General features: G+C 38.1%; 22 protein-coding genes. 6 read left to right on the forward strand and 16 right to left on the reverse strand.

Annotated features, from left to right (window positions below; genetic code table 11):
- Window positions 1-11: 11 nt before the first annotated feature.
- Genes nuoL through ACYQ0O_RS08240 form a run of 9 tightly spaced genes read right to left on the reverse strand, consistent with a single transcriptional unit; the run spans window position 12 to window position 6,757 of the window.
- On the reverse strand, window positions 12-1,928 hold the full coding sequence (nuoL, locus tag ACYQ0O_RS08200) for an NADH-quinone oxidoreductase subunit L (RefSeq protein ID WP_459891989.1): 1,917 nt from the start codon (window positions 1,926-1,928) through the stop codon (window positions 12-14).
- 12 nt (window positions 1,929-1,940) lie between these two features.
- Complete coding sequence (nuoK, locus tag ACYQ0O_RS08205) at window positions 1,941-2,243, reverse strand: NADH-quinone oxidoreductase subunit NuoK (protein ID WP_459891991.1); 303 nt, start codon at window positions 2,241-2,243, stop codon at window positions 1,941-1,943.
- An 11-nt stretch (window positions 2,244-2,254) separates the two neighbouring features.
- Window positions 2,255-2,773 (reverse strand): NADH-quinone oxidoreductase subunit J, encoded by a 519-nt coding sequence (locus ACYQ0O_RS08210; protein ID WP_459891993.1) that lies wholly within the window; start codon window positions 2,771-2,773, stop codon window positions 2,255-2,257.
- Between the two features lie 12 nt (window positions 2,774-2,785).
- Window positions 2,786-3,196, reverse strand: coding sequence for a NuoI/complex I 23 kDa subunit family protein (locus ACYQ0O_RS08215; protein ID WP_459891995.1), 411 nt, complete (start codon window positions 3,194-3,196; stop codon window positions 2,786-2,788).
- A 15-nt stretch (window positions 3,197-3,211) separates the two neighbouring features.
- A complete protein-coding gene (nuoH, locus tag ACYQ0O_RS08220) occupies window positions 3,212-4,240 on the reverse strand; it encodes an NADH-quinone oxidoreductase subunit NuoH (RefSeq protein ID WP_075069569.1) in 1,029 nt (342 codons plus the stop codon).
- A 34-nt stretch (window positions 4,241-4,274) separates the two neighbouring features.
- A complete protein-coding gene (nuoD, locus tag ACYQ0O_RS08225) occupies window positions 4,275-5,444 on the reverse strand; it encodes an NADH dehydrogenase (quinone) subunit D (RefSeq protein WP_459891996.1) in 1,170 nt (389 codons plus the stop codon).
- Window positions 5,425-5,898, reverse strand: a complete 474-nt coding sequence (locus tag ACYQ0O_RS08230) for an NADH-quinone oxidoreductase subunit C (protein WP_459891998.1) — start codon at window positions 5,896-5,898, stop codon at window positions 5,425-5,427. Before ACYQ0O_RS08230 ends, nuoD begins: the two co-directional genes overlap by 20 nt.
- 2 nt (window positions 5,899-5,900) lie before the next feature.
- Window positions 5,901-6,410, reverse strand: coding sequence for an NADH-quinone oxidoreductase subunit B (locus ACYQ0O_RS08235; protein WP_459892000.1), 510 nt, complete (start codon window positions 6,408-6,410; stop codon window positions 5,901-5,903).
- Entirely contained in the window at window positions 6,401-6,757 is a 357-nt protein-coding gene (locus ACYQ0O_RS08240) for an NADH-quinone oxidoreductase subunit A (protein WP_459892002.1), read from the reverse strand. The genes ACYQ0O_RS08235 and ACYQ0O_RS08240 overlap by 10 nt, the downstream gene beginning before the upstream one ends.
- A 310-nt stretch (window positions 6,758-7,067) precedes the next feature.
- Between ACYQ0O_RS08240 and pyk the strand changes: the two genes are divergently transcribed.
- The 6 genes from pyk (at window position 7,068) to ACYQ0O_RS08270 (ending at window position 14,273) form a co-directional block, all read left to right on the forward strand.
- Entirely contained in the window at window positions 7,068-8,495 is a 1,428-nt protein-coding gene (gene pyk / locus ACYQ0O_RS08245; protein WP_459892004.1) for a pyruvate kinase, read from the forward strand.
- 171 nt (window positions 8,496-8,666) lie between these two features.
- Window positions 8,667-10,409, forward strand: coding sequence for a long-chain-fatty-acid--CoA ligase (locus tag ACYQ0O_RS08250; protein ID WP_459892006.1), 1,743 nt, complete (start codon window positions 8,667-8,669; stop codon window positions 10,407-10,409).
- A 239-nt stretch (window positions 10,410-10,648) separates the two neighbouring features.
- Window positions 10,649-11,125, forward strand: coding sequence for a hypothetical protein (locus tag ACYQ0O_RS08255; protein WP_459892008.1), 477 nt, complete (start codon window positions 10,649-10,651; stop codon window positions 11,123-11,125).
- A 13-nt stretch (window positions 11,126-11,138) separates the two neighbouring features.
- Window positions 11,139-12,482, forward strand: coding sequence for a glycosyltransferase family 4 protein (locus tag ACYQ0O_RS08260; RefSeq protein ID WP_459892010.1), 1,344 nt, complete (start codon window positions 11,139-11,141; stop codon window positions 12,480-12,482).
- A complete protein-coding gene (locus ACYQ0O_RS08265; RefSeq protein WP_459892012.1) occupies window positions 12,469-13,191 on the forward strand; it encodes a class I SAM-dependent methyltransferase in 723 nt (240 codons plus the stop codon). Before ACYQ0O_RS08260 ends, ACYQ0O_RS08265 begins: the two co-directional genes overlap by 14 nt.
- Window positions 13,185-14,273 carry a glucosidase family protein gene (locus ACYQ0O_RS08270; protein WP_459892014.1) on the forward strand — a complete coding sequence of 363 codons (1,089 nt, stop codon included), beginning with the start codon at window positions 13,185-13,187 and terminating at the stop codon, window positions 14,271-14,273. Before ACYQ0O_RS08265 ends, ACYQ0O_RS08270 begins: the two co-directional genes overlap by 7 nt.
- Before the next feature lie 14 nt (window positions 14,274-14,287).
- On the opposite strand, the gene ACYQ0O_RS08275 is transcribed toward ACYQ0O_RS08270, so the two are convergent.
- The 7 genes from ACYQ0O_RS08275 to ACYQ0O_RS08305 form a co-directional block, all read right to left on the reverse strand.
- A complete protein-coding gene (locus ACYQ0O_RS08275) occupies window positions 14,288-14,917 on the reverse strand; it encodes a class I SAM-dependent methyltransferase (RefSeq protein WP_459892016.1) in 630 nt (209 codons plus the stop codon).
- Window positions 14,918-15,042: 125 nt separating this feature from the next.
- Window positions 15,043-17,205: an acetyl-CoA hydrolase/transferase C-terminal domain-containing protein gene (locus ACYQ0O_RS08280; protein WP_459892018.1), complete on the reverse strand. Its 2,163-nt coding sequence runs from the start codon at window positions 17,203-17,205 to the stop codon at window positions 15,043-15,045.
- Between the two features lie 166 nt (window positions 17,206-17,371).
- The gene (locus ACYQ0O_RS08285; RefSeq protein ID WP_459892020.1) at window positions 17,372-18,592 is read right to left on the reverse strand and encodes a BPL-N domain-containing protein; all 1,221 of its coding nucleotides are present in this window, start codon (window positions 18,590-18,592) and stop codon (window positions 17,372-17,374) included.
- Between the two features lie 4 nt (window positions 18,593-18,596).
- Window positions 18,597-18,854: a hypothetical protein gene (locus ACYQ0O_RS08290; RefSeq protein WP_075069581.1), complete on the reverse strand. Its 258-nt coding sequence runs from the start codon at window positions 18,852-18,854 to the stop codon at window positions 18,597-18,599.
- The gene (locus ACYQ0O_RS08295) at window positions 18,844-19,917 is read right to left on the reverse strand and encodes an AI-2E family transporter (protein ID WP_459892022.1); all 1,074 of its coding nucleotides are present in this window, start codon (window positions 19,915-19,917) and stop codon (window positions 18,844-18,846) included. Before ACYQ0O_RS08295 ends, ACYQ0O_RS08290 begins: the two co-directional genes overlap by 11 nt.
- Before the next feature lie 19 nt (window positions 19,918-19,936).
- The gene (locus ACYQ0O_RS08300; RefSeq protein ID WP_459892024.1) at window positions 19,937-21,778 is read right to left on the reverse strand and encodes a UbiD family decarboxylase; all 1,842 of its coding nucleotides are present in this window, start codon (window positions 21,776-21,778) and stop codon (window positions 19,937-19,939) included.
- Window positions 21,779-21,780: 2 nt separating this feature from the next.
- Entirely contained in the window at window positions 21,781-22,167 is a 387-nt protein-coding gene (locus ACYQ0O_RS08305) for an FxsA family protein (protein ID WP_075069588.1), read from the reverse strand.
- Window positions 22,168-22,180: the final 13 nt, after the last annotated feature.

The raw sequence follows: 22,180 nt of genomic DNA on the forward strand, positions 1-22,180 counted from the left end.
CCTTTCCTGTTTTAAAATATATTTACCAGCAATACCACTACTGCCCCAATGAACATAATCAATCCATAAAATTGGACATATCCAGTATTTATACGCCTAAGAGAAGACGACGCATAAACCATCATTTTGCCAGTACCATTAACTGCTGCATCAATAATATTTTGATCAACAACAAATGATAGTGCCTCACTTAATTTATATAATGGCCTCACAACCATCATTTGATAAATTTCATCCACATAGTATTTATTAAAGAGCAGCCTGTATATGCCTGCAAACTTCTCGCCCAAATTCTTTGGAAGATCTGGATTTTTAATATAGAATTTGTAGGCAATAAAAATACCCACACAAGCCACAACTAAAGACAGGGTCATCAAAACACCTTCTAACCAGATGCTTACTTCACCACCATGCTCTAAGCCAATCTCATGGGCATGGTGAAACACTGGAGATAAAAATCCGCCTAGTATCTTTAAATTGTGAAAAAATGGAAGTTGTATCCATCCACCTATTAGAGACAAGATCCCAAGTACACATAAAGGCAGGGCCATTCTCCATGAAGGCTCGTGTATGTGCTTTTCAACTTCCTTGTCCACTCTGGACTCACCATGAAATGCTATGAAATAGAGCCTGAACATATAAAAAGCAGTCATAAGTGCACCTACAATTCCCAAAATATACAGAAAATTGTGGTGAGATACAAAGGTCTCAAATAGGATTTCATCCTTACTAAAAAAACCTGCAAAGGGAATTATACCTGAAATTGCCAAGGTGGCTGACAAAAAGGTTATATGGGTAATTGGCATCTTTTTATAGAGTCCACCCATTTTTCTAATATCCAACTCCCCTGCAAGTGCATGGGAAACACTACCAGCACCAAGAAAGAGAAGGGCCTTAAAAAAGGCATGGGTCATTAAATGGAAGATGCCCGCAGCAAATGCGCCCACTCCACAGCCCAGTACCATATATCCAATCTGACTAATGGTTGAATATGCCAAAACCCTCTTCATATCTACCTGCACAAGGGCCATGGATGCAGCAAACACAGCAGTCAAGGCCCCAATGGTTGCTGCTACTCCCAATGAAAATGGTGCTAGGGCGTATAATACACTACACCTTGCCATCATATACACCCCTGCAGTAACCATTGTAGCAGCATGGATTAAGGCGGAAACTGGAGTGGGACCTTCCATTGCGTCTGGCAGCCACACATATAGTGGTATTTGTGCGGATTTTCCTGTTGCTCCCAAAAATAAAAATAGGGTGGCAAGGGTTATTGTAGTGCTGCCCACTGAAAACATCTCAGGGGCTTTGGCAAAAACCTCTCTAAAATTTAAGGTATGAAAGGTGGTAAATATTATAAACATGGCCACCAGAAAACCAAAATCGCCAATCCTGTTCACAATAAATGCCTTCTTCCCTGCATTTGAAGCAGAATCCTTTTCAAACCAAAATCCTATAAGGAGATAGGAACAAAGACCCACTCCCTCCCATCCAACAAACATGAGAAGGAAGTTATTTGCCATAACAAGGACAAGCATCATTGACACAAAAAGATTTAAATACACAAAGAATCTAACATACCCCGGATCATCTTCCATGTATTCTCCTGCGTAGATGTGGATCAAAAAGCTGACACCTGTAACAACCAGCACCATGACCATGGTAAGGGGATCAATTAAAAACCCACCCTGTATATTTAGTATCCCAGTCTTGATCCAGTCAAAAAATACAACTTCCACCAATCTCTGATGAGAAGGCAGGGACAAAAGGTCAAAAAGGGTGTATACACCACATATAAATGCCAGGCCAATTGCACCTGCTCCAATGGTGGCCACTACCTTTTTTCTAAAATATCGCCCTAAAAATCCATTAGTTAGAAAACCTAAAAATGGAAAAAAAACAATGAGCCATACATATTTCATCATTAGCTTATCCCTTTACCATTTTAAAAGATTAGCCCTATCTGCTGAAATAGATTTAAAGTGTCTATACATGTTAACTATGATTGCCAGGCCAATTACTACCTCTGCTGCAGCAACAACCATTACAAAAAACACATAAACCTGGCCATTTAAATTACCAAGGTACCTTGAAAAGGCAACAAAACTCAAATTTGCCGAATTTAACATAAGCTCAATGGACATAAATATTATTATTGTGTTTCTCTTAAATAAAACTCCAATAATACCTATAGTAAATAGAAGTCCGCTCAAAATAAGTAAATAACTTAAGGGTATCATATGGTTTCCTCTTATGTATTTTTTTTCTTGCCTAAAACAATAATTCCAATAGCTGCCACTAAAAGTAAAAGAGAAGTTATCTCAAAAGGCAACAAATACTTACTAAATAGTATCCTACCTATAGCCTTTGTATTACTATTATCAATAAACATCCAGTCTAACCCCTTTAGACCTGCCATTAGTCCAGAATTATATAGGGACGTTGCCACAGAAATTATTATGGTTAGAAATACAATACAAAAGGACAACACAAGATATAGATTGTTTTTAAAAAAAATCTCTTCCTTGAGGGTGTGTTTTACGTCAAGGAGCATAATTATAAATAAAAACAATACCATAATAGCACCCGCATATACAAGCACCTGCATTAGAGCTATAAATTCTGCATTTAAAATTAAATAAATAGCTCCCATGGAAAAGAAATTAACTATGAGACTAATGGCGCTTTTTATGGGATTTTTCAAAAAAACTACACATAGGGAAGATATGACACACAAAAATGCAAAGAAGAAAAATAAAAACATTTCCATCTTTATTACCCTTTACTTTATTAACTTTGGTAAATCATAAATTAGTTTTGACCTGTCATATTGTGCCAGTTCATACTCTCTAGTTAATTTAATTGCTTCCTTTGGGCAAACTTGTTCACAGTAACCACAATATATGCACCTACCTAAATCAATCACATATTTTTCTGGATATCTAATTGATGGATCTGCACCTTCAGCTGCTTCAATTGTTATGGCCTGGGGCGGACACACTGCCACACACAGAGAACAAACAACACACTTTATTTTTCCATTTTCATCTTGAACTAATTTTGGTCTCCCCCTAAATCTCTCAGGAATTTCCCTTTTCTCTTCTGGATATTGAACAGTTATTTTCTTGCTAAAGGCCTTTTCAAAGGTCTTTTTAAGCCCCTGGACAAGTGGATACATTATGGTTCTTATCATGTTAAAATAACTCCTCTATAAGATAAGCACGCAAATCCCAGTTACAATTAAATTGGCCATTGCAATGGGGAAGAGATATTTCCAGCCCACGCTCATCAGTTGATCAAACCTTACCCTGGGATAAGTTCCCCTAACCCAAATAAAGAAAATAAAGAGACAGGCGACCTTTATTATAAACCATAGACCAGAGGGAAGCCACGGTCCTTGCCAACCACCTAAAAATAAAGTCACTGCAATGCCACTTATGGTTATTATGTGAATATATTCTGCTAAGTAGAACAGGGCAAATTTCATTGAACTGTATTCTGTATTAAATCCTGAACCAAGCTCATTTTCACATTCTATTAAGTCAAAGGGAGTTCTGCAGGCCTCAGCAAAGCCCGCTATCATATATAAAACAAAGCCCACTGGCTGATACACTATATTCCACACATGTCGTTGCGCCTCTACTATCTCTGTCATTCGAATGGAACCTGTTATCATGAGTACACCCATAATCGATATACCAAGAAAGAGTTCATAACTGAGCATTTGAGAAGTTATTCTCATTGCCCCAAGAAACGAATATTTGTTGTCAGATGACCAACCAGCCAAAAGAACCCCATATACACTTAAAGAAGAGACAGCTAAAATAAAAAGCACCCCTCCTGGTAAATCTGCAATCACGCCTCTATTTAGACTGTATTGTGTTAGATCAATTGCCTTGCCTAAAAGGTGAATGGTATCAGGAAGCACCTTATCTGCAAAGGGGATGGCTACAAATGGGAACAGGGCTGTTACACCAGCAATTATTGGTGCCAATACATATAAGGTTTTTTCTGTTACAGGCAAGGTTATATCCTGCTTACAAAACAACTTAATACCATCTGCAACAGACTGGAGTATTCCAAAGGGACCACACCTGTTTGGGCCGTATCTAAGTTGAATAAAACCCAAAATTCTCCTCTCCAGATAAACTCCTATCATAACACTTACCATTATAAGGGATACCAATACGAGACTCTTTATCAAGGATATGACAACAAAAACTAAGGTATCAGACATAAACAATTCCCTTTTTAAAAACTGTTAATACCTTTTATCTATCCACATCTGCCAATACAATATCAATGGTACCTATTAGTGCAATCAAGTCTGAAAGTAATCTTCCCTTTGCCAGTTTTGAAATAACTTGCAAATTCACAAAAGATGGAGTCCTAATCTTAACCCTATATGGATGTTCTGATCCATCACTCACTATGTAAAATGCCAGCTCACCCTTTGGTGCCTCAGTATGGTGAAACACTTCACCTTCTGGTGTCTTAAAGCCCTTTACAACTAAAAGATAATGGGGAATTAAATACTCCCCGTTTACAACCCTATCCTTTGGCGGAAAGGCAATGTTGTAATCATCTATCATTATATCACCTTTGGGAATTCTATCTAGTGCCTGCAAGATTATCTTGCAGCTCTGCCTCATTTCCTCTAGTCTAATCAAATACCTATCGTAGGTATCCCCATTTTTCCCAAGGGGTACTACAAAATCAAATTCATCATAACCTAAATATGGATCCACTCGCCTAATATCAAAATCCAAACCAGATCCCCTTGCCATTGGACCACTCAAACCCCAGTCTAAGACCTCGTCTATTGTAAGAACACCAACTCCCTTTGTCCTGTTTATCCAAATGGGATTTTTGGTGAGAAGAGTCTCATAGTCTTTCATCTTTTCAGGAAAACTTTTAGCAAATTCCCTTATTTCCTCCTCCATACCATCAGGGAAATCTTTTGCCACTCCACCAACACGAAACATATTGGGGAACAGTCGTTTACCAGCCCATTTTTCAAAAAAATCCATGATCACTTCCCTATCCCTCAAGGCATAAAAAAGTGGAGTCATTGCACCAAGGTCATGACCATGGGTGGCTAACCAAAAAAGGTGGCTGGCTATCCTTGTAAGCTCTGCTACAATTACCCTGATATATCTTGCACGTGGAGGAATTTCTTCAATACCTAAGAGCCTCTCCACCGCCAACATGTATCCCAAACTATTGGCAGCACCAGCTAAATAATCAATCCTCTCAGTTAAAGGAATGGACCTGTGATAGGTCCTGTTTTCCATCAACTTCTCAATACCCCTGTGCAAGTAGCCTATATCAGGGTCACAACTCACCACTACTTCGCCCTCAAGCTCCACAAGCAACCTTAACACACCATGGGTACTAGGATGCTGAGGACCTACATTTAATTTAATAATTTCTTTTCTCATCTTTGCCTTCTACTGGATAATCCTTTCTAAGTGGATGACCTTCAAACCCTTCCCAAAGCAAAATCCTTCTTAAATCAGGATGTCCCTCAAAAACTATACCAAACATATCAAAACATTCCCTTTCATGCCAATTGGCCGTAGACCAAAGACCAACAACAGAAGAAACTGCAGGTGGATCTCCCAACGCATAAGTCTTCACCCTAATGAGTCTTCGCTCTGCATGACACCACAGATGATAAACCACCTCAAAACGTGGCTCATTGGGCAGATGGTCCACTGCTGTTACATCAATTAAATATCTATACCCAAATTGGTCTCTTAGTGTCTTTAAAACTTCAATCAATTTTTTTGACTCTACAAAAAGAGAGACCTGCCCCCGAAATTCCTTTACAGAAACCAAACTACCATCAGGCAATGAAGAAGTAATTTTTTCAATATATCCATTTGTAGCCATAACTAACTCTTTACTTTTTCAGGAAACTTAATGTGTTCATATTTTTTTGTAAGCCACTTATCCTGCATAATTTTCTCATGAATCTTTGTAACTCCATAAAGCAATGCATCTGGAGTAGGAGGACAACCAGGAACATAGACATCAACAGGCAAGTATTTGTCTATACCTTGAACCACTGCGTAAGACCTAAAGATACCTCCACATGTAGCACAAGAACCCATGACCATCACCCATTTGGGATCAGGCATCTGTTCATACAACCTGAGCACAGCTGGCAACATCTTCTTGGTAACAGTACCAGCAACTATCATCATATCAGCTTGCCTTGGAGATGGCCTATAAGCCTCCATACCAAATCTGGCTATGTCAAACCTTGAGGCAGCAGTACAAATCATCTCAATAGCGCAACAAGCAAGCCCAAAAGTAAGAGGCCAAACAGAATACTTTCTTGCCCAATTAACTACCTTCTCCAGTTTAGTTAAAAGAATTCCACCAGATTGTTCTACTCCCATTTTAATGCACCCTTCTTTATAACGTAAAATAATCCAATCAAAAGTATAGCAAAAAATATTATCATCTCCACAAAACCAACAACACCTAATCCCTTATAAACAATAAGCCAGGGATAAAAGAAGACCACTTCAATATCAAATACAATAAAAAGCATGGCAATAATATAAAATTTGATAGGAACATAGGCTTCCTTTGGACCAGCAGGATCAAGACCACACTCATAGGGGATCTTTTGGACATCAGTAAGGGGCTTTTTCCCAACCAGAGAGGAAAGGATAACAATAGAAGACATCATTATTATAACCAGGAGCAAATACAACAAAACTGGAACATAATAAACATTCATAGGTATCACCTTCTATTTTTTAACCAGTTAAGTTTTTTTGAGATTTCAATAAGTCACTGGAAAATCTTTTGTCAAGGGGAAAAAAATATTTTTACCATATTTTTTTGCACAATTCCCAATTTTATTAGAATATCAAGAAAATTATTTCAAATGGCAAAATATATGGGCTAATTATGCCAAAAATGCATTTTATATTAATTATTGATTTAGGGCTTTTTATTTGTGTAAAAGTTCTTTGACTATAGAGAGTCCTTTTGATATAGATTTCCATAAACTAAAAAAGTTTTATAAATCTCAGGAGGGAAGTAAGATGCATATTAAGATAATTGCCACAATAGGTCCAAGTTCAACATCTAAAGAAGTGTTAAGGGAAATGATCATAAGAGGAGTAACCATATTTCGTCTAAATTTTTCCCACAATACCCCAAAAGGATTCATTCCCATTATCAATACAATAAAATCTCTGGAATCAGAGCTTAAAATCCCTATAACTTTAATGGGAGATTTGAGTGGACCAAAGATAAGGATAGGTGAAGTTAAGGACTCTCCCCTTTATCTTGGAAAGGGATATAAGGCCATATTGGGTGTGGAGGATTTGAGAGAAAAATATGAAGACAAGAAAATTCCCTTCTTGGGAGTGAAAATAAAGGAGGCAATTGCAGGACTTAAGGTGGGAATGAAGGCCATATTGTCCGATGGAGTCCCAGTATTTAAAGTGGAAGAAGTATTGGAACCTGATTGTGCATACCTATTGGACGTTGAATCTGGTGGCACAGTATCCTCAAATAAGGGAATAAATTTCCCAGGCAAACACATATCACTACCTGCCCTAACAGATATAGACAAGGCCAATCTTCATGAGGCCATGGATCTAGGTATTGACGCCTTTGCCCTATCCTTTGTTCAAAACAAACAAGACATAATTGACATTAAAAATGAAATACAAAAGCACAAAAAATTTGTCCCAGTGATTGCAAAATTGGAGCGTGCAAATGGGGTTGAAAACCTAGAAGAAATATTGGAAGCAGCAGATGGGATTATGGTTGCAAGAGGGGATCTAGGACTTGAGTGTCCCCTGCCATCTCTTCCCATTATCCAAAAGCGTATAATAAACGCCTGCAAAAGGCAACACAAACCTGCTATAGTTGCCACACAGATGCTACTTTCCATGGTCCACAATCCTCTGCCTACAAGGGCAGAGACCACTGATGTGGCAAATGCAATTATGGATGGGGCTGACTGTGTAATGTTATCAGATGAGACAGCAATAGGAAACTATCCCATAGAGGTTATCGACATAATAAGTGAGATAGCAGCAAATACAGAGAACTATATCTTTGAACAACGAAAAGAGCCCCTAAAACCTCAGCATGAGACAAACCTTGGTTCTTATCTGGCATACTCTGCGTGCTTACTGGCCAATTACGCAGATGCAAAGGGAATAGCATGCCACTCTACTTCAGGAAAGACAGCAAGACTCATCTCAAGTTGTAGACCTGAACAGAAAATCTATGGCCTCACCCCTCACATGGAAGTAATAAAATACTTAAATTTCATGTGGGGAGTAACCCCAATTAACTCAAATCCAGATATTCCAAATCACTTAGATCGTGTGGAAAACTTTGTACAAAATTCTGAATTATTCAGAGCTGGAGACAAAGTCATTATCACTTCTGGTCAACCCACCCCTGGACAGCTGGAAAAACACACAAATCAAATAAAAATATATTTTAAATAGCTGCTTTAAATAAGCCGGCTAATGCCGGCTTATTTAAACCACACCAACTAACCCTTCTATTTTATTCACATCTAAAAAGTAAATATCTTTTCTGTCAAAAAAGCTTGCACAATTAAACATAGTTATGTTACATAAATACCAACTAAAATCAATATTGTGCAGGAGGTAAAAATGAAAAGAAGTCCTTACTGGCCAGACGGTGTACCAACTGAGATAAAGGGATTCAACAGGCCATTATATGATCTTTTAGACCAGTCAGCTAAGCTTTATCCAGACAAGATCTATACAATCTTTCACGGCGCCACCAAGACCTTTCAGCAAGTAAGGAATTATGCAAACAGGGTGGCCAATTTTTTAAAGAAAAATGGTCTAAAAAAAGGGGATAGGGTAGCCATTTTTTTGCCCAACCTCCCTCAATTTCCTGTTATATTCTTTGGGGTCTTAAAAGCAGGAGGAATTTGTGTAAACTGCAATCCTCTCTACACACCAGGGGAGCTGAACCACCAATTAAAGGATTCTGGAGCCACCTGGGTCTTTTGTATGGACCACCCCCAATTTTATAAAACTGCCATTCAAGCAATTGAAGGCACTGATGTTGGCAAAAACAATGTTGTTATCTGCAATATTAAGAACTGGTTGCCAAAGGTAAAGGGTATATTGGGATCTTTGCTTGGGAAGATACCAAAGGCAAAATCTTATGAGCCTGGACATCAATTTTTAGATGAAATATTAAAAAATACCCCTCCACTTGAAAGAAACGAAGAAGTTGATCCAGAAAATGACCCAGCAGTCCTAATTTATACTGGAGGTACAACAGGCCTTCCCAAAGGTGCTGTACTTACCCATACCAATTTAGTGTTTGACGTAATGGCATTGGAACAATACATAAGAGTACAACATGAAGAAGGTGCACCACCAGAGCCTCCAAGAAGGGGTGGTTTCCACTGTTATCTTGGGGTGCTACCATGGTATCACAGCTTTGGACTCACAGTTTGCATGCTCGCTTCATGTGGCAGTGGGTCCAGACTAATCTGTATACCTGATCCAAGGGCAGGGAATCCACCATTTACTGAAGTACTAAAACAGGTTGAAAAATTTAAACCTACCTTTGTGGTTGGTGTTCCCACCTTATATTCTGCATTTGTGAACCATCCACTTATTGACAAATTTGACCTAACGTCCATTATATGCTGTGCATCAGGTGGAGCCCCTCTCCCAGTGGAACTGGCAAAGGATTTTGAGAGAAGGACTGGTTGCATAATTTATGAAGGCTATGGTCTTACTGAGACATCTCCAGTAATATGTGCAAATCCTTCAGACAAAAATAAGAGGAAATTTGGCTCTGTAGGTTTTCCCGTGCCAAACACTGAGATCAAAATTGTGGACTTAGATACAGGTACAATAGAGTTACCCCAGGGGGAAGATGGAGAAATAGCAGTATGTGGCCCTCAAGTAATGAAGGGATACTGGCGAAATCCTCAGGCCAATGAGCAGGTATTTAGAGAGATAGATGGAAAAAGATTTTTCTTAACTGGAGATATTGGACATATTGACCAGGATGGATATCTCGTTATCACTGACAGAAAAAAAGACCTCATAATAGTTGGCGGATTTAACTGTTATCCAAGGGAAGTTGAAGAAGTTCTATTTGCCCATCCAAAGGTAGCCCAAGCAGCAGTAATAGGTGTTCCCCATCCAAAAAGCGGTGAAGTTGTAAAGGCCTTTGTGCAATTAAAAAAAGGAGAAATGGCGACAGAAGAAGAAATAATAAAATTTTGTAAGAAGCACCTTGCAGGTTACAAGAGACCAAAATATGTAGAATTTAGAAAAGAACTACCAACCTCTGCTGTTGGAAAGGTACTGAGAAGGGTGCTAAAGGATGAAGAGCTAAAAAAACAAAAGATGTCAAACTAGGTGTCCAGACAATAGACAAAAATGGGTTCATCCTTACCATCCCCACAACCAAAATCAACAACCAGTTGACCTTTTCTTAGATATATGTTTTCTAACACACAGCTTATTCGAACTCTGGGAGTTGGTACAAACAGGGCTCCTTTGGTGCGTTTTATGGAGACCACAACTCCCAAAAAACATACAACAGCTTAAAAACAAATAAAATTCCTACTAAAACAAACAGTAATTTCAATATAATCATGTACATTTCAAGGGAAAAACTTTTACACTTAAGCTTAAACCAACTTACCCCAGGCAAGTTAATGGATCAACTTAAATTTTGTCCTGAAATTTTTAATTTTCTCAAATCAAAGGAAAACTCCCTGGGAAGGATTAGACCTATTGTAACTTACACCATTTGTCTATCCATTATGGCCTATAGACAAACAAGTGAATCCAAAAGAGATATACCCTCAGGATTTTTTGAGGCATTATGGAGAAAATTCTCTTCAAATAAAAAAGTTGCAAAACTTCCTGGAGATATTATAGAAGATCTGGAACCTGAACTATGGAATTTCTTTTTAAATATTTTAAAAAAAGAAAGACTAAGGGATGACAATATAAAAAATGAAGAAATAGGCACTGGTGCCCTTGTCTTTTCCATAGTTGTCATGGGTCTTCTCTATATTTTTGGACAGGAAAACACCATGGAAAAACTAAGCCATTTAATTGGTTAAAAACAACAATAATATGGACATACTAAGATATCCTTTAAAAAGGACTTTTAAAAACGTTACTTACCGTTTAGCAAATAAAAAAATAAATCCACCAAATAAACTCAAGATATGCATATTAAGTTACAGGAGCAATCCTTTTTGTGGTGGACAGGGGGTTTATGTAAAATACTTGAGCAAGGCATTGTGCGACCTTGGACACCAGGTTGATGTAATAAGTGGAGAGCCTTACCCCGACCTATTTGAAGGGGTTAAACTAATACCCCTTCCAGGGATGAATTTTTACGGATATAGCAAGACCCTAACTGCCATAAAAGAGAGAAAAATAAAAAATATTGCAGACCTATATGAAGTCATCTCATACAACACAGGAGGATTCCCAGAACCCCTTGCCTTTAGCATAAGAGCAGCCAATTTTTTGTCAAAAAAATCCACTTCCCATAAGAATGCAAACACTGGCTACTACCACATAGTCCACGACAACCAATGTCTGAGTTATGGCTTGCTAAGGATTAAGAAAAAGTTTCCCCTGGTTGCCACAATCCATCATCCAATAACAAGGGACCTTAAATTTTCCCTTGGCCACGAAAAAGACTTTTTTTTGAAATTACTCATAAAAAGGTGGCATAGCTTTGTTTCCATGCAAAAAAGAGTGGCAAAAAGACTCCCTCATATAATAACAGTGTCAGAAACTTCTAAAAAAGATATCTGCAAAGATTTTCATATGGACCCAGGGAAAATTTCAGTGATTTACAATGGGGTTGATTTTGAAAAATTTAGGCCCATACCCCACATTGATAAGGATCCCTTTAGGATTATTACCACTGCCAGTGCAGATGTTCCCCTAAAGGGGCTTAATTATTTGATTAAAGCCATGGCCCATGTCACACAAAAAATTCCCCAGGCAAACTTAACAGTTATTGGAAGGCCCAAAAAAGGAGGTTCAACAGAAAAACTTATAAACGAGTTCTCTCTAAATAGAGCTGTAAGGTTTGTGTTTGGTCTGTCAGAAGAAGAAATGGTAAAAGAGTATGCAAGGGCATCTTTAGCAGTCTCCCCATCCCTTTATGAAGGATTTGGTCTACCTGCAGCAGAGGCAATGGCGTGTGAGAAACCCATTGTCTCCACCACAGGAGGTGCATTAAAGGAAGTTGTAGGAGATGCTGGGATTTTGGTCCCTCCAGCAGATCACATGGCCCTGGGAAATGCAATTTTGTATCTTTTTGAACATCCTTATATTATGGATAAGTTGGGCAAAAAGGCAAGGAAAAGGATAATTGAAAAATTCAACTGGAAGCTAGCAGCTAAAAAAACAGTGAAAGTATATGAGGAGGCCCTGTCAACCCATGTTAACCGTTAATTTTTCCAATCTAAATATTGGGCCAGGGACTAAAATCCTTGATCTGGGTTGCGGAGAAGGCAGGCATCTACACAATATTTACCTAAAAGAATCAGTAACAGCAGTTGGTCTTGACCTTGACTTTGATGCACTTAAAAAGACCAATGAAAATTGTGAAAAATATTTTAACCTCGGGAAAAACAAGGATAAAAACTGGCTGGTTCTAAAGGGTAGATGCGAGGTACTGCCATTTAAAAAAGAGACCTTTGACATAGTTGTGTGCAGTGAGGTTTTAGAGCACATAGAAAACTATCACAGGGTAATTAAAGAAATTTGGGAAATCTTGACTCCCAATGGTGATCTAGTTGTCTCTGTGCCTAGATATATGCCAGAGTGGATATGCTGGGCCCTTTGTGAAGATTATAAGTATGAAAAAGGAGGCCATATTAGAATTTTTAAGATAGGTCCTCTAAAAATAGAAATCGAAAGACTTGGATTTAAACTCTATAAAAAACACTATGCCCATGGCCTCCATTCCCCATATTGGTGGCTAAAATGTTTAAACTGGGGAAAAAGGGACACCTGGCTACCTGTCAAACTATACCACAACTTACTTGTGTTAGATATAATGAAGGGTCCCAGGTTTACAAGAATTTTAGATAAAATACTTACACCAATAATTGGCAAAAGTGTTGTGCTTTATTTTAAAAAGGTAGGGAAAAAGTGGTAAAAAATGGATTTCCTTTTAAATTAATATCAAAACGCGAACTAAATAAGACTGCAGAGTACATAGCAGAAAATCAATACCCTTCAGGAGGTATACCCTGGTTTAAAAAAGGCATACTGGATCCATGGGACCACATTGAAGCAGCAATGGGGCTCTCTGTTGCTGGAATGGTCAATGAGGCCAAAAAGGCCTTCTCGTGGATGGCAAAGATGCAGGAGACAGATGGAGGATATTGGCCTGGTTATGATGACACTATCCCGCTTGATAAGAGCAGAAAAGAATCCCACCATGCCCCTTATCTTGCCACTGGTCTATACCACTACTATTTAATCACTGGAGATATAGAATTTTTGTATAAAATGTGGGAAAGTGTGGAAGCTGCAATTGAATTTGCTTTAAAGCTCCAGAGTCCCCAGGGGGAAATATATTGGGCATCACTTCCTGAAAACAAGATCTATAAAGACGCCCTTATTACTGGGTGTTCCTCAATATATAAAAGCCTAGAGTGTGCAATCTTGATTGCAAAGGAGATTGGAATAAATAGACCCCACTGGATTGAGGCCAGGGAAGAGCTAAAATGCGCATTATTGGAAAAACCCCATAGGTTTGACAGGACATGGCCATCAAAAGAACGTTTTGCAATGGATTGGTTTTATCCTGTGATGTGCGGGGTAATAAGAGGATCAGCTGCCAGAAAGAGGATTAATGAAAAATGGTGTATATTTATAGACGAAGAGTTGGGATGCAGATGTGTTAGTGATGAACCCTGGATAACCGTTGCTGAATCTTGCGAACTTGTAATGGCCCTATTGGCTGTTTCCATGAATTCAAGGGCAATTAAGCTGTTTAACTGGCTACACAAAAACAGGGATAAAGATGGGGCTTATTGGACTGGATACCAAAAGGAACTCAGGATATTCTGGCCAAAAGAAAAACCCACATGGACAGCAGGGGTACTTTTACTTGCAGCAGATGCCCTTTTAAAATTGACCCCAGCAGCTAATTTATTCTTGCAGGATTGGCTCTTTCAACAGGATGAAGGGGAGCAAAATAGATCTTACCTTAGTCCAAGTTTATCATTTTGATAAACTTGGACTAACTACAATTCTATCCTTTTTAGTATTCCAAGGGTATTTACAAAACTGTATTTTTCAAAAAGCCCTGATGCCAGGGCCATTTCATATACACGCCTGGGAGCGTCTCCACCTTGAGATGGATCAAAAAACACATCATGTATTGCCAAAAATCCCCCGGGCATAATATGAGGAGACCAGGAGATGTAATCTCTTTTTGCAGATTCAAAGCTATGGCTTCCATCTATAAATACAAATGATAGAGGAGTTACCCATTTTCTAGCTGCTATGTGTGATTTTGAGACTATAGGCACAATCCAATCCAGTAATTTAGCCCTTTCTATGTTTTTTTCAAATTCATAAAAGGTGTTTATCCGCCCTGACCTTTCATCATAGAGGTCTGGGTCAAAATACTCTTCACCAGGTTGATGCTCTTCAGAGCCCCTGTGATGGTCTATGGAGTAAAGAATCCCTTCCTTTTCTTTTACCCCAAGACCTATACATATTGTAGATAACCCACAATAACTCCCAACTTCCAGACATGGCCCCATTGGGGCGGCTGTCTTCCCCATTTGGTATAAAAGATTCATTTCATCTTCTGCTAAAAACCCCTTTATTTCTGATAAAAAAGGGACCTTTTGTATTATGTTGGTCATAATTCCCCTAAAGCTAAAGCTTCAAAGTTCAATGTTTAACAAGTACTAATGGAAAGTAACCTATAAGGCTAACAGTACAACGAAGGGATGGAAAATAAATTACTTATCCCCTCTTTGTATTAACTTTAAATAATATTTGCATTTTTTAGGGCATAAAGAACTATCTTTTGCATCAACTTCTCTTTAAAGGTCTTTGGGTTATCCAATTTCATCCTCTCCAAATAACCTCTGGCCTCAGAAGGATATGTGACTTTTTTGAGAAGGCTTTTGCCGAGTCTTAATTTACCAAATATATCTTCTTTAGCCAAGGCCTTTAATGCCTTACCCAAAACCAATTCTTCCTTTGTGAACTCAGTTCCAAATGGAAAATCCTTTATAACTCCCTTTTGTTTATACTTTTTCATAACACCCATTATTTTTTCTGGTGTATTGTATCTAAACCTGTCAGGGATTCTATAATTTTTGGGTATCTTCATGTTTTTCTTGGCCTTTTTCAAAAGCTTTTCCTGAAACCTTGAATCTGTGACATTTAAAAGGGCCATCATCACTTCTTTATCTGTCCTACCCCTTAAATCAGCAATACCATATTCTGTAACCACTATATCCCTCAAGTGCCTTGGAACTGTTACCTCTCCAAACTCCCAGACTATGTTTGAACTTACCTTACCCTTAATATTCCTTGTACTCCTTAGCATTATAACAAATCTTGCATCAGGTAGGGCGTGTGCCATGGCAACAAAATTATATTGACCTCCTGGACCGCTGAGGACCTTTGAGTTATTAAGGGTGTGGGAAATTATAGCCCCATTTAACATAACCATAAGTGCAGCATTGATAAAACGACCATCCTTTCTTTGAAGGGATCTCAATTTCTCATCACCGTAGAGCTGATTTATTTCATTTACCCCTCTCATATTTATTTCTTTTAATTTTTCTTCTGGCATGGACCGCAAATACTCATAAAACTTGTTTGGGCCAAAAAAGAAACTTGCATTTATAAGTATGCCATTTTTTAAATGCTCGCCTAGACAATATTTAGTAACTTCCTTAAAATTTAAAGGATCTCCTAAATCATTTGAAAATTCTTTGCCGTCTATTTTCAGGGAGTTGTTCTCAAAAACCACTTCTTGTTTTAAGATGCCAAATTTCTTTAAGTAATCCACATCTTCACTGGTCAATTGTTGATGAATTGCCAACTCATCCATTAAATATTTCAGGACATCTGGAGTGATCTTTGAATTTATCTTTCCCTCATTAACTAACTTTTGAATCGTAATATCGTCATATACCCGTCTTTTAATAATTCCAGCCTTATAGAGCTCTATCATTGTGTCAACAAACATCTCAGAAGATATATGTAAGCCCTGTTCAAATATACCTGTTCCACCATAGTCTCCTATTAGTTCACTAGCAGTATCCAGGATTCCGAGATCTTTTAAAATATTTTGATATTCATTATTATTTTGATGCCTGAGCACCAGACCGCTAATAACAGCGTCTCCAAGGGACCCTATACCCACCTGCAAAGTGCCTCCATCTTTAACCAGGGCGCTTGCTTGTAACCCTATTGTCCAGTCGGTAAGAGAAACAGACTCTTTTGGCACGTGGAACATCTCAAAGTCATATTTTCTATTGTCTATCACAACGTCGTAAAAGTCCTCATCCACAGTAGCCTTTCCGTACACAAAAGGTGCCTTTTGATTGGTCTGGGCAACCAGTATCCCTTTTTTGCCTTTTTCCATCTCCTTTCTCATTATCTGGCCAGCTTCAAGATGGGTATCAGGATCAGAACTCATACTGAAGTATGTTTTCCCATTTATCTTTTTTTTGCAGATTTGTTGAACTAACACATTTACACCCTGAATCACACCATCCCTCACTGCATGGGTATAGTTGGAGCATAGAAAATTTTGTTGAGAATGGGCACAGTGGAGCCTTGCACCTGGTTTAAAGAAAAACTGGATGAGCTCAAAATTTGAGGGAGGATTACAGAGTTCATCCACATATTCTAAAACTGGATAGTCAGGCCAAAGCCTCTTCACCATAGGCTCAATGAGTCTTTTTTCCAATTCTGATTTCCAGGTAGGGGGATTGAGATTTAAAGCAGTGATGAGCTTTAAATGAAGAGACTTATCTTTTTTTATCCTGCGATAAATGGCATTTAGAAGGTGGTTTGGCTTACCAATACCAAATGGGGCTGCTACAACTAAATTTTTCCCCACCTTTTTTATTATCTCATCTACACACTCCTCCACATGATCTAAATATAATGGTCTTGTTTTACCCATAGTAAATCTCCCATTCTAGATTTTAAATTTTACACCTTATGGGAAAATTTATCTAGTATGTCAAGAAAAGTTAAAAAAGAAACATGGTTTTTAATTAGAAAGCACAATTTCTTTTATAGACCCAATTGACAAGACAAACAGATTTCATTGGGAAAAAAGTTGCTAATTAAAAGAGACTTGCTGTGATTTTCTCTAAGATTTGGGAAAGGTCTTTAAACAGGCCACCATCTCCGGGAAATGGACCTGTTAACTTAAGTATTTGTTTGTGAATTTTTGATGTGCCAAACCTATCTGGCGGGCGCTGGGGATTTTCCAGGTAAAATTCTCTCTGCAAAATTATATATTTTTCAAAACTTGAAACAAATTCATTAAACAGGATTAAAAAATCTTTTTTGGAGCTTCTCCAAAACTCTTTTGCATTTTTAGATGCATGGGATTTAATTAGAAGCGAACACATGCAAAGTAGGCTGTTTACACACAGACCAATAACCCCCCGCCTCCATCCAAGTAACCACTTTTTTCTCCAACACATGAGAAAATTTTCCTGTGCCTTACAAATAAGCTTTACAAGGGAATCTTTTACAAAGACCAAATCTTCATCTGGCCAATTAATCTCTGGATCCTTTATATCAAATTCCCCCACTTCATTATATTGTACCTGTTTTTGTAATAACTCAGACAAAATGCAAACAAAAAGCCTATTTGCAAACTCAGATGATGGGGTTTCAAGATGGGGATAGCTCAAAACAAACCTTCCCTTAAAATAGTCCCCAACCAAAATACATGGATCAGACCTGATTAAATCAAAATCCAGATTTATGCCATAAATATCCTGGACTAAAGAAATATCCATACATTTTAGGATATTATAGGGGATGTCTGCAATCCACAGATCATCTCCTGGCGCCTTATAGGAGGCAAGAACACGTACCTTACTCTCAAAATCCCAATTAAACTGAGAGGGCCACCATACAGGAAGTTGCCCTTTTGTTTGAACAGAGCCATTAATACCAAGAGATGAGTCCAAATTTAAGTTCACCCATATGTGACCGCTAAAGTTGGGGACCCGAGAAGTCATATCCTTCCTACCCAGAGGACAGATCCCAAGATTGAATTTTCCATGAGAAAGGGCTAAACCTGCGCCTCCACAAATGCCAATGTAGCTACCTCCACTTTTCACAAAATCCCTTATTATATTAAGTCCCCTATCTCTCAATCTCTTTATCTTTTGAGAAGCAAAACCACCTGGGACTATAATTAGCTCTATATCCCTAAGCTTATCAAAGCTGAGATTGTCAATTAGCTCAAAATCAATATCTAGTTCCTGAAAAAAATGTATAAACAAACTTCCCCACATATGGGAGTCTGGATAATAAAATCCAATCATTTACTTAGTTTTCCTCTGATTTTAGGGCATGGATAGCAGCATCTATATCATACAATCTAAGTGGATTCATACCAGGTCCTTTATACATATCAGACGCCAATCTGGCAGCCTCATAGGTAATCCATCCATGCTCTTCATAGAGTTTTGGATCGTCATCATTGTGTAATCTAAATTCAATAACTCCATTAACCTCTCTCACATACATCTTAACCCTTTTATTTAAAGGGACAGGATAATAGTAAACCCCTCTTTTATCCTTCACTTTCAACCTCCTCGGCTTTTTTTGTCTTTCTTGGCCATGTTTTTATGATTGTGTGAATCAAAGTAAGCAGTGGTATGGCAAAAAACACCCCCCAAAGCCCCCAAAGCCCTCCAAAAACAAGGACACCAATCATTATTGCAACTGGATGCAAATTTACAAAACCAGACATAAGGAGTGGTACCAACAGATTTCCATCTAAAAATTGAATAATAGAATAACCCGCTACTGACACAACCAACTCCCTGGCAAACCCCCACTGAAAATATGCAACCAAAGCTACAGGAATGGTCATAACAATTGCCCCAACAAAGGGGATCAACACAGAAAGACCTATAAACAAACTAAGCAACAAAGCAAATTCTAAGTGGATGAAGATAAAGAATAGATAAGTTGCAATCCATACAATAACTATCTCCCACATCTTTCCCTGGAGGAATCTGGCTATTTTTGCATTTACCTCAGACCATATCTGTGACGTAAATTCTATGTTCTCTGGTAAAAGATCTTTTAAAAAAGATAAAATAATATCTTTATCCTTCAGCAAAAAGAAAGTAATGAGAGGAACTAATACCATATAAATGAGAAAATTAACAATCCCCATTATTGATGAAATTGAGTAGGACAGGACGTTTTTCCCCATACTTCTTATCTGTTCTACAATAAAACCAGTAAGGGCATCTAATTGTATCTTGGATATTACATTGGGATATTTTTGCAAAAGCTCTTTTATATGGGTTTTCCCTGCAATTACCATTGATGGTAGGGCCTGTAAAAACTGTGAAAACTGCTTTACTGCAATGGGTATTATCCATAAGATTAAAAATATTAATGAGGTCATAAAGAAGATAAATACCAAAATTACTGCAACTGTCCTTGGGACTTTGAGTTTCTCTATTGGTCTTATCAACCCCTCTAATATATAAGCTAAAATTATGCTGGTAAAAACAGGGATCAAATATTGACCTAGAAAGTGTATGGACATGACAACTGTTAAACTTATTAGCAAAAAAATAGAGACTTGAGGGTCATTTAGATATTCCCTTATTTTTTCCCTAAACCACATATTCCCCTCACTGGTTAAATTAAATCAGTCCATATAATGGACCACCACGCTTTCCCAGGTCTTTAATCCTCTCTATAATTTGGGGATCTTCTTCTAAAGGAGGTGCGTGATACTTTTTTAGTCTTGCATCAATAATAATTGGCCCCATACATCCCCAGTATTTACATTTAGTAAATGAATCTACCCCATAGATATCTGTTGCAGGGTCCGACCTTGTAAAGGTAACCCAAAGGAAATTATCCCAATTTTTTACAGTAAAATCCACATCATCAACAATTACTATAAAGCAAATTCCCATTAGGTCCTGACCTTTGAGTACACTACTCAACTCAACTATTGATGGATCATGGGTGTCCCTGCTTAAATTGTGAGGTGGGCCCTTTAAAATCAAAATCCCTGGATAAAAAATCTTGGGGTCATAAAAGCCATTTGGGAGGGATAGACTAGTATTTATATTTGAGGCCAATTCTCTTTTCTTTTTCCCAGCAACTGAAATTATCACCTTTGATCCCTGATTTAGACTAATGCCTGAATAATCCAGGGTATCCATGGTTGTTCTAGTGATAAAATGAAGGTCCCTTGTTGTATCTATCCTCTCCATTATGTGTTTAAAAAAATTAGGGACATCTCTAGTAGTAAGATTGGGACTATCTTCTTTTGCAGCTATAAACACATACTTTGACAAAGACGTCTGGGTACTGCCTAAAACAGACATACCAGCAGTTATTACTTCTTGGGGTATCCTCTCCTCCTCAAAGGGCACGTAGCTTTCTCTTCCAATTACAAGCAAAAGGGGATGTACCCCTGCAGCATCAACCGCGTGAACCTCTTCTACCCCACTAAACACCCTGGATACAAATGGGGCTACAATCTCGTGGATCACTTCTCCAATAATGGAGTCTTCCTGGGGAGGCCTCCCAACAGTAGTAAAGGGCCAGATTGCATCTTTCTTACAATATACCCCCTCCACCTTGAGAACAGGAAACTCATGTATTAAGCTATAATATCCAAGATGATCTCCAAATGGACCTTCTGGTTTTGTCTCTTTTCCCTCAATATGGCCAGTTATACAAAAATCTGCATAAACTGGTATTGGCAAAGCCCCCTTACTTTTTAAAAATTTTATTCTGTGCCCTGCCATAAGGGAGGCAAAATACACCTCAGGCATACCATCTGGTAGGGGCATAATTGCACTAAAAGTCATTGCTGGAGGACCTCCAACAAAGATGTTTACTTTGAACTTCTCACCCCTTTTTATGGCCTTTTGATGATGAGATGCTATGCCCCTATGTATTTGATAGTGGAGTCCCACTTCCTTATCTTTAATATAATTATTGCCATTTAACTGTATCCTGTACATTCCCAGGTTTGACTTTTTAAAACCCCCCATTTCAGGGTCCTCACTATACACCTGGGGCAAGGTAATGTATCCACCCCCATCCATTGGCCAGGACCTTAGGGAGGGAAGGTCGCTTATTTTGCAGGTTCCAAAAAATTGACCTAGATCCTTTTGTATAACTTTAGGTTTTATACAGATACCCATTTTTAATAGGTAATACCATGACACTGGATCTTTAATAAGGGACTTTGGATCCTTAACAACCTTTAAAACCTTATCCCATCTTTTAAAAAAATCTCTAAAAATAAACCTGATTCTCTCTTTAGTTCCAAAAAGATTTCCCAGCATTGGAAATCTTGTGCCCTTTACCTTGGTGAATAGAACGGCAGGACCGCCCCTTTTAAAGACCCGTCTCTGGATTGCGGCAATTTCTAAGTCTGGATCAACTTCTGCGTCTACAATTACCAGATCTTTAATATGTAAGAGGTCTTTTATACAAGAAGCTAGATTGGTATATCCCATGACTACAAATCAATATAAAAATCTGTCTTGTGGATCCTGTTTTTCATCCACTTTTTCAGATATTCTTTAAAGATGTCTCTAGATGCAGGAAACAACATACAAAGGCCTAAAATATCTGTAATCAACCCTGGTGTCAAAAGTAATACCCCGGCTATAAAAATCAAAAATGCATCAACCAATTCCTCTGTTGGCATAACACCCTGATACATATTTTCTCTGATCTTATAAAGCGTCTTTAGACCTTCCCTTTTAGCAAGATATGCCCCGAACACAGCAGTTAAGATAACCAGCATAATTGTGTTAAAAGGACCAATTATTGAACCTATTTTTATGAGAAAATAGAGCTCAATAATTGGAACCAGAAAAAAAATTAAAGCCAATTGAAACATAAAAACTCCCCTG

This window comes from Desulfothermus okinawensis JCM 13304 (genome assembly GCF_054654515.1).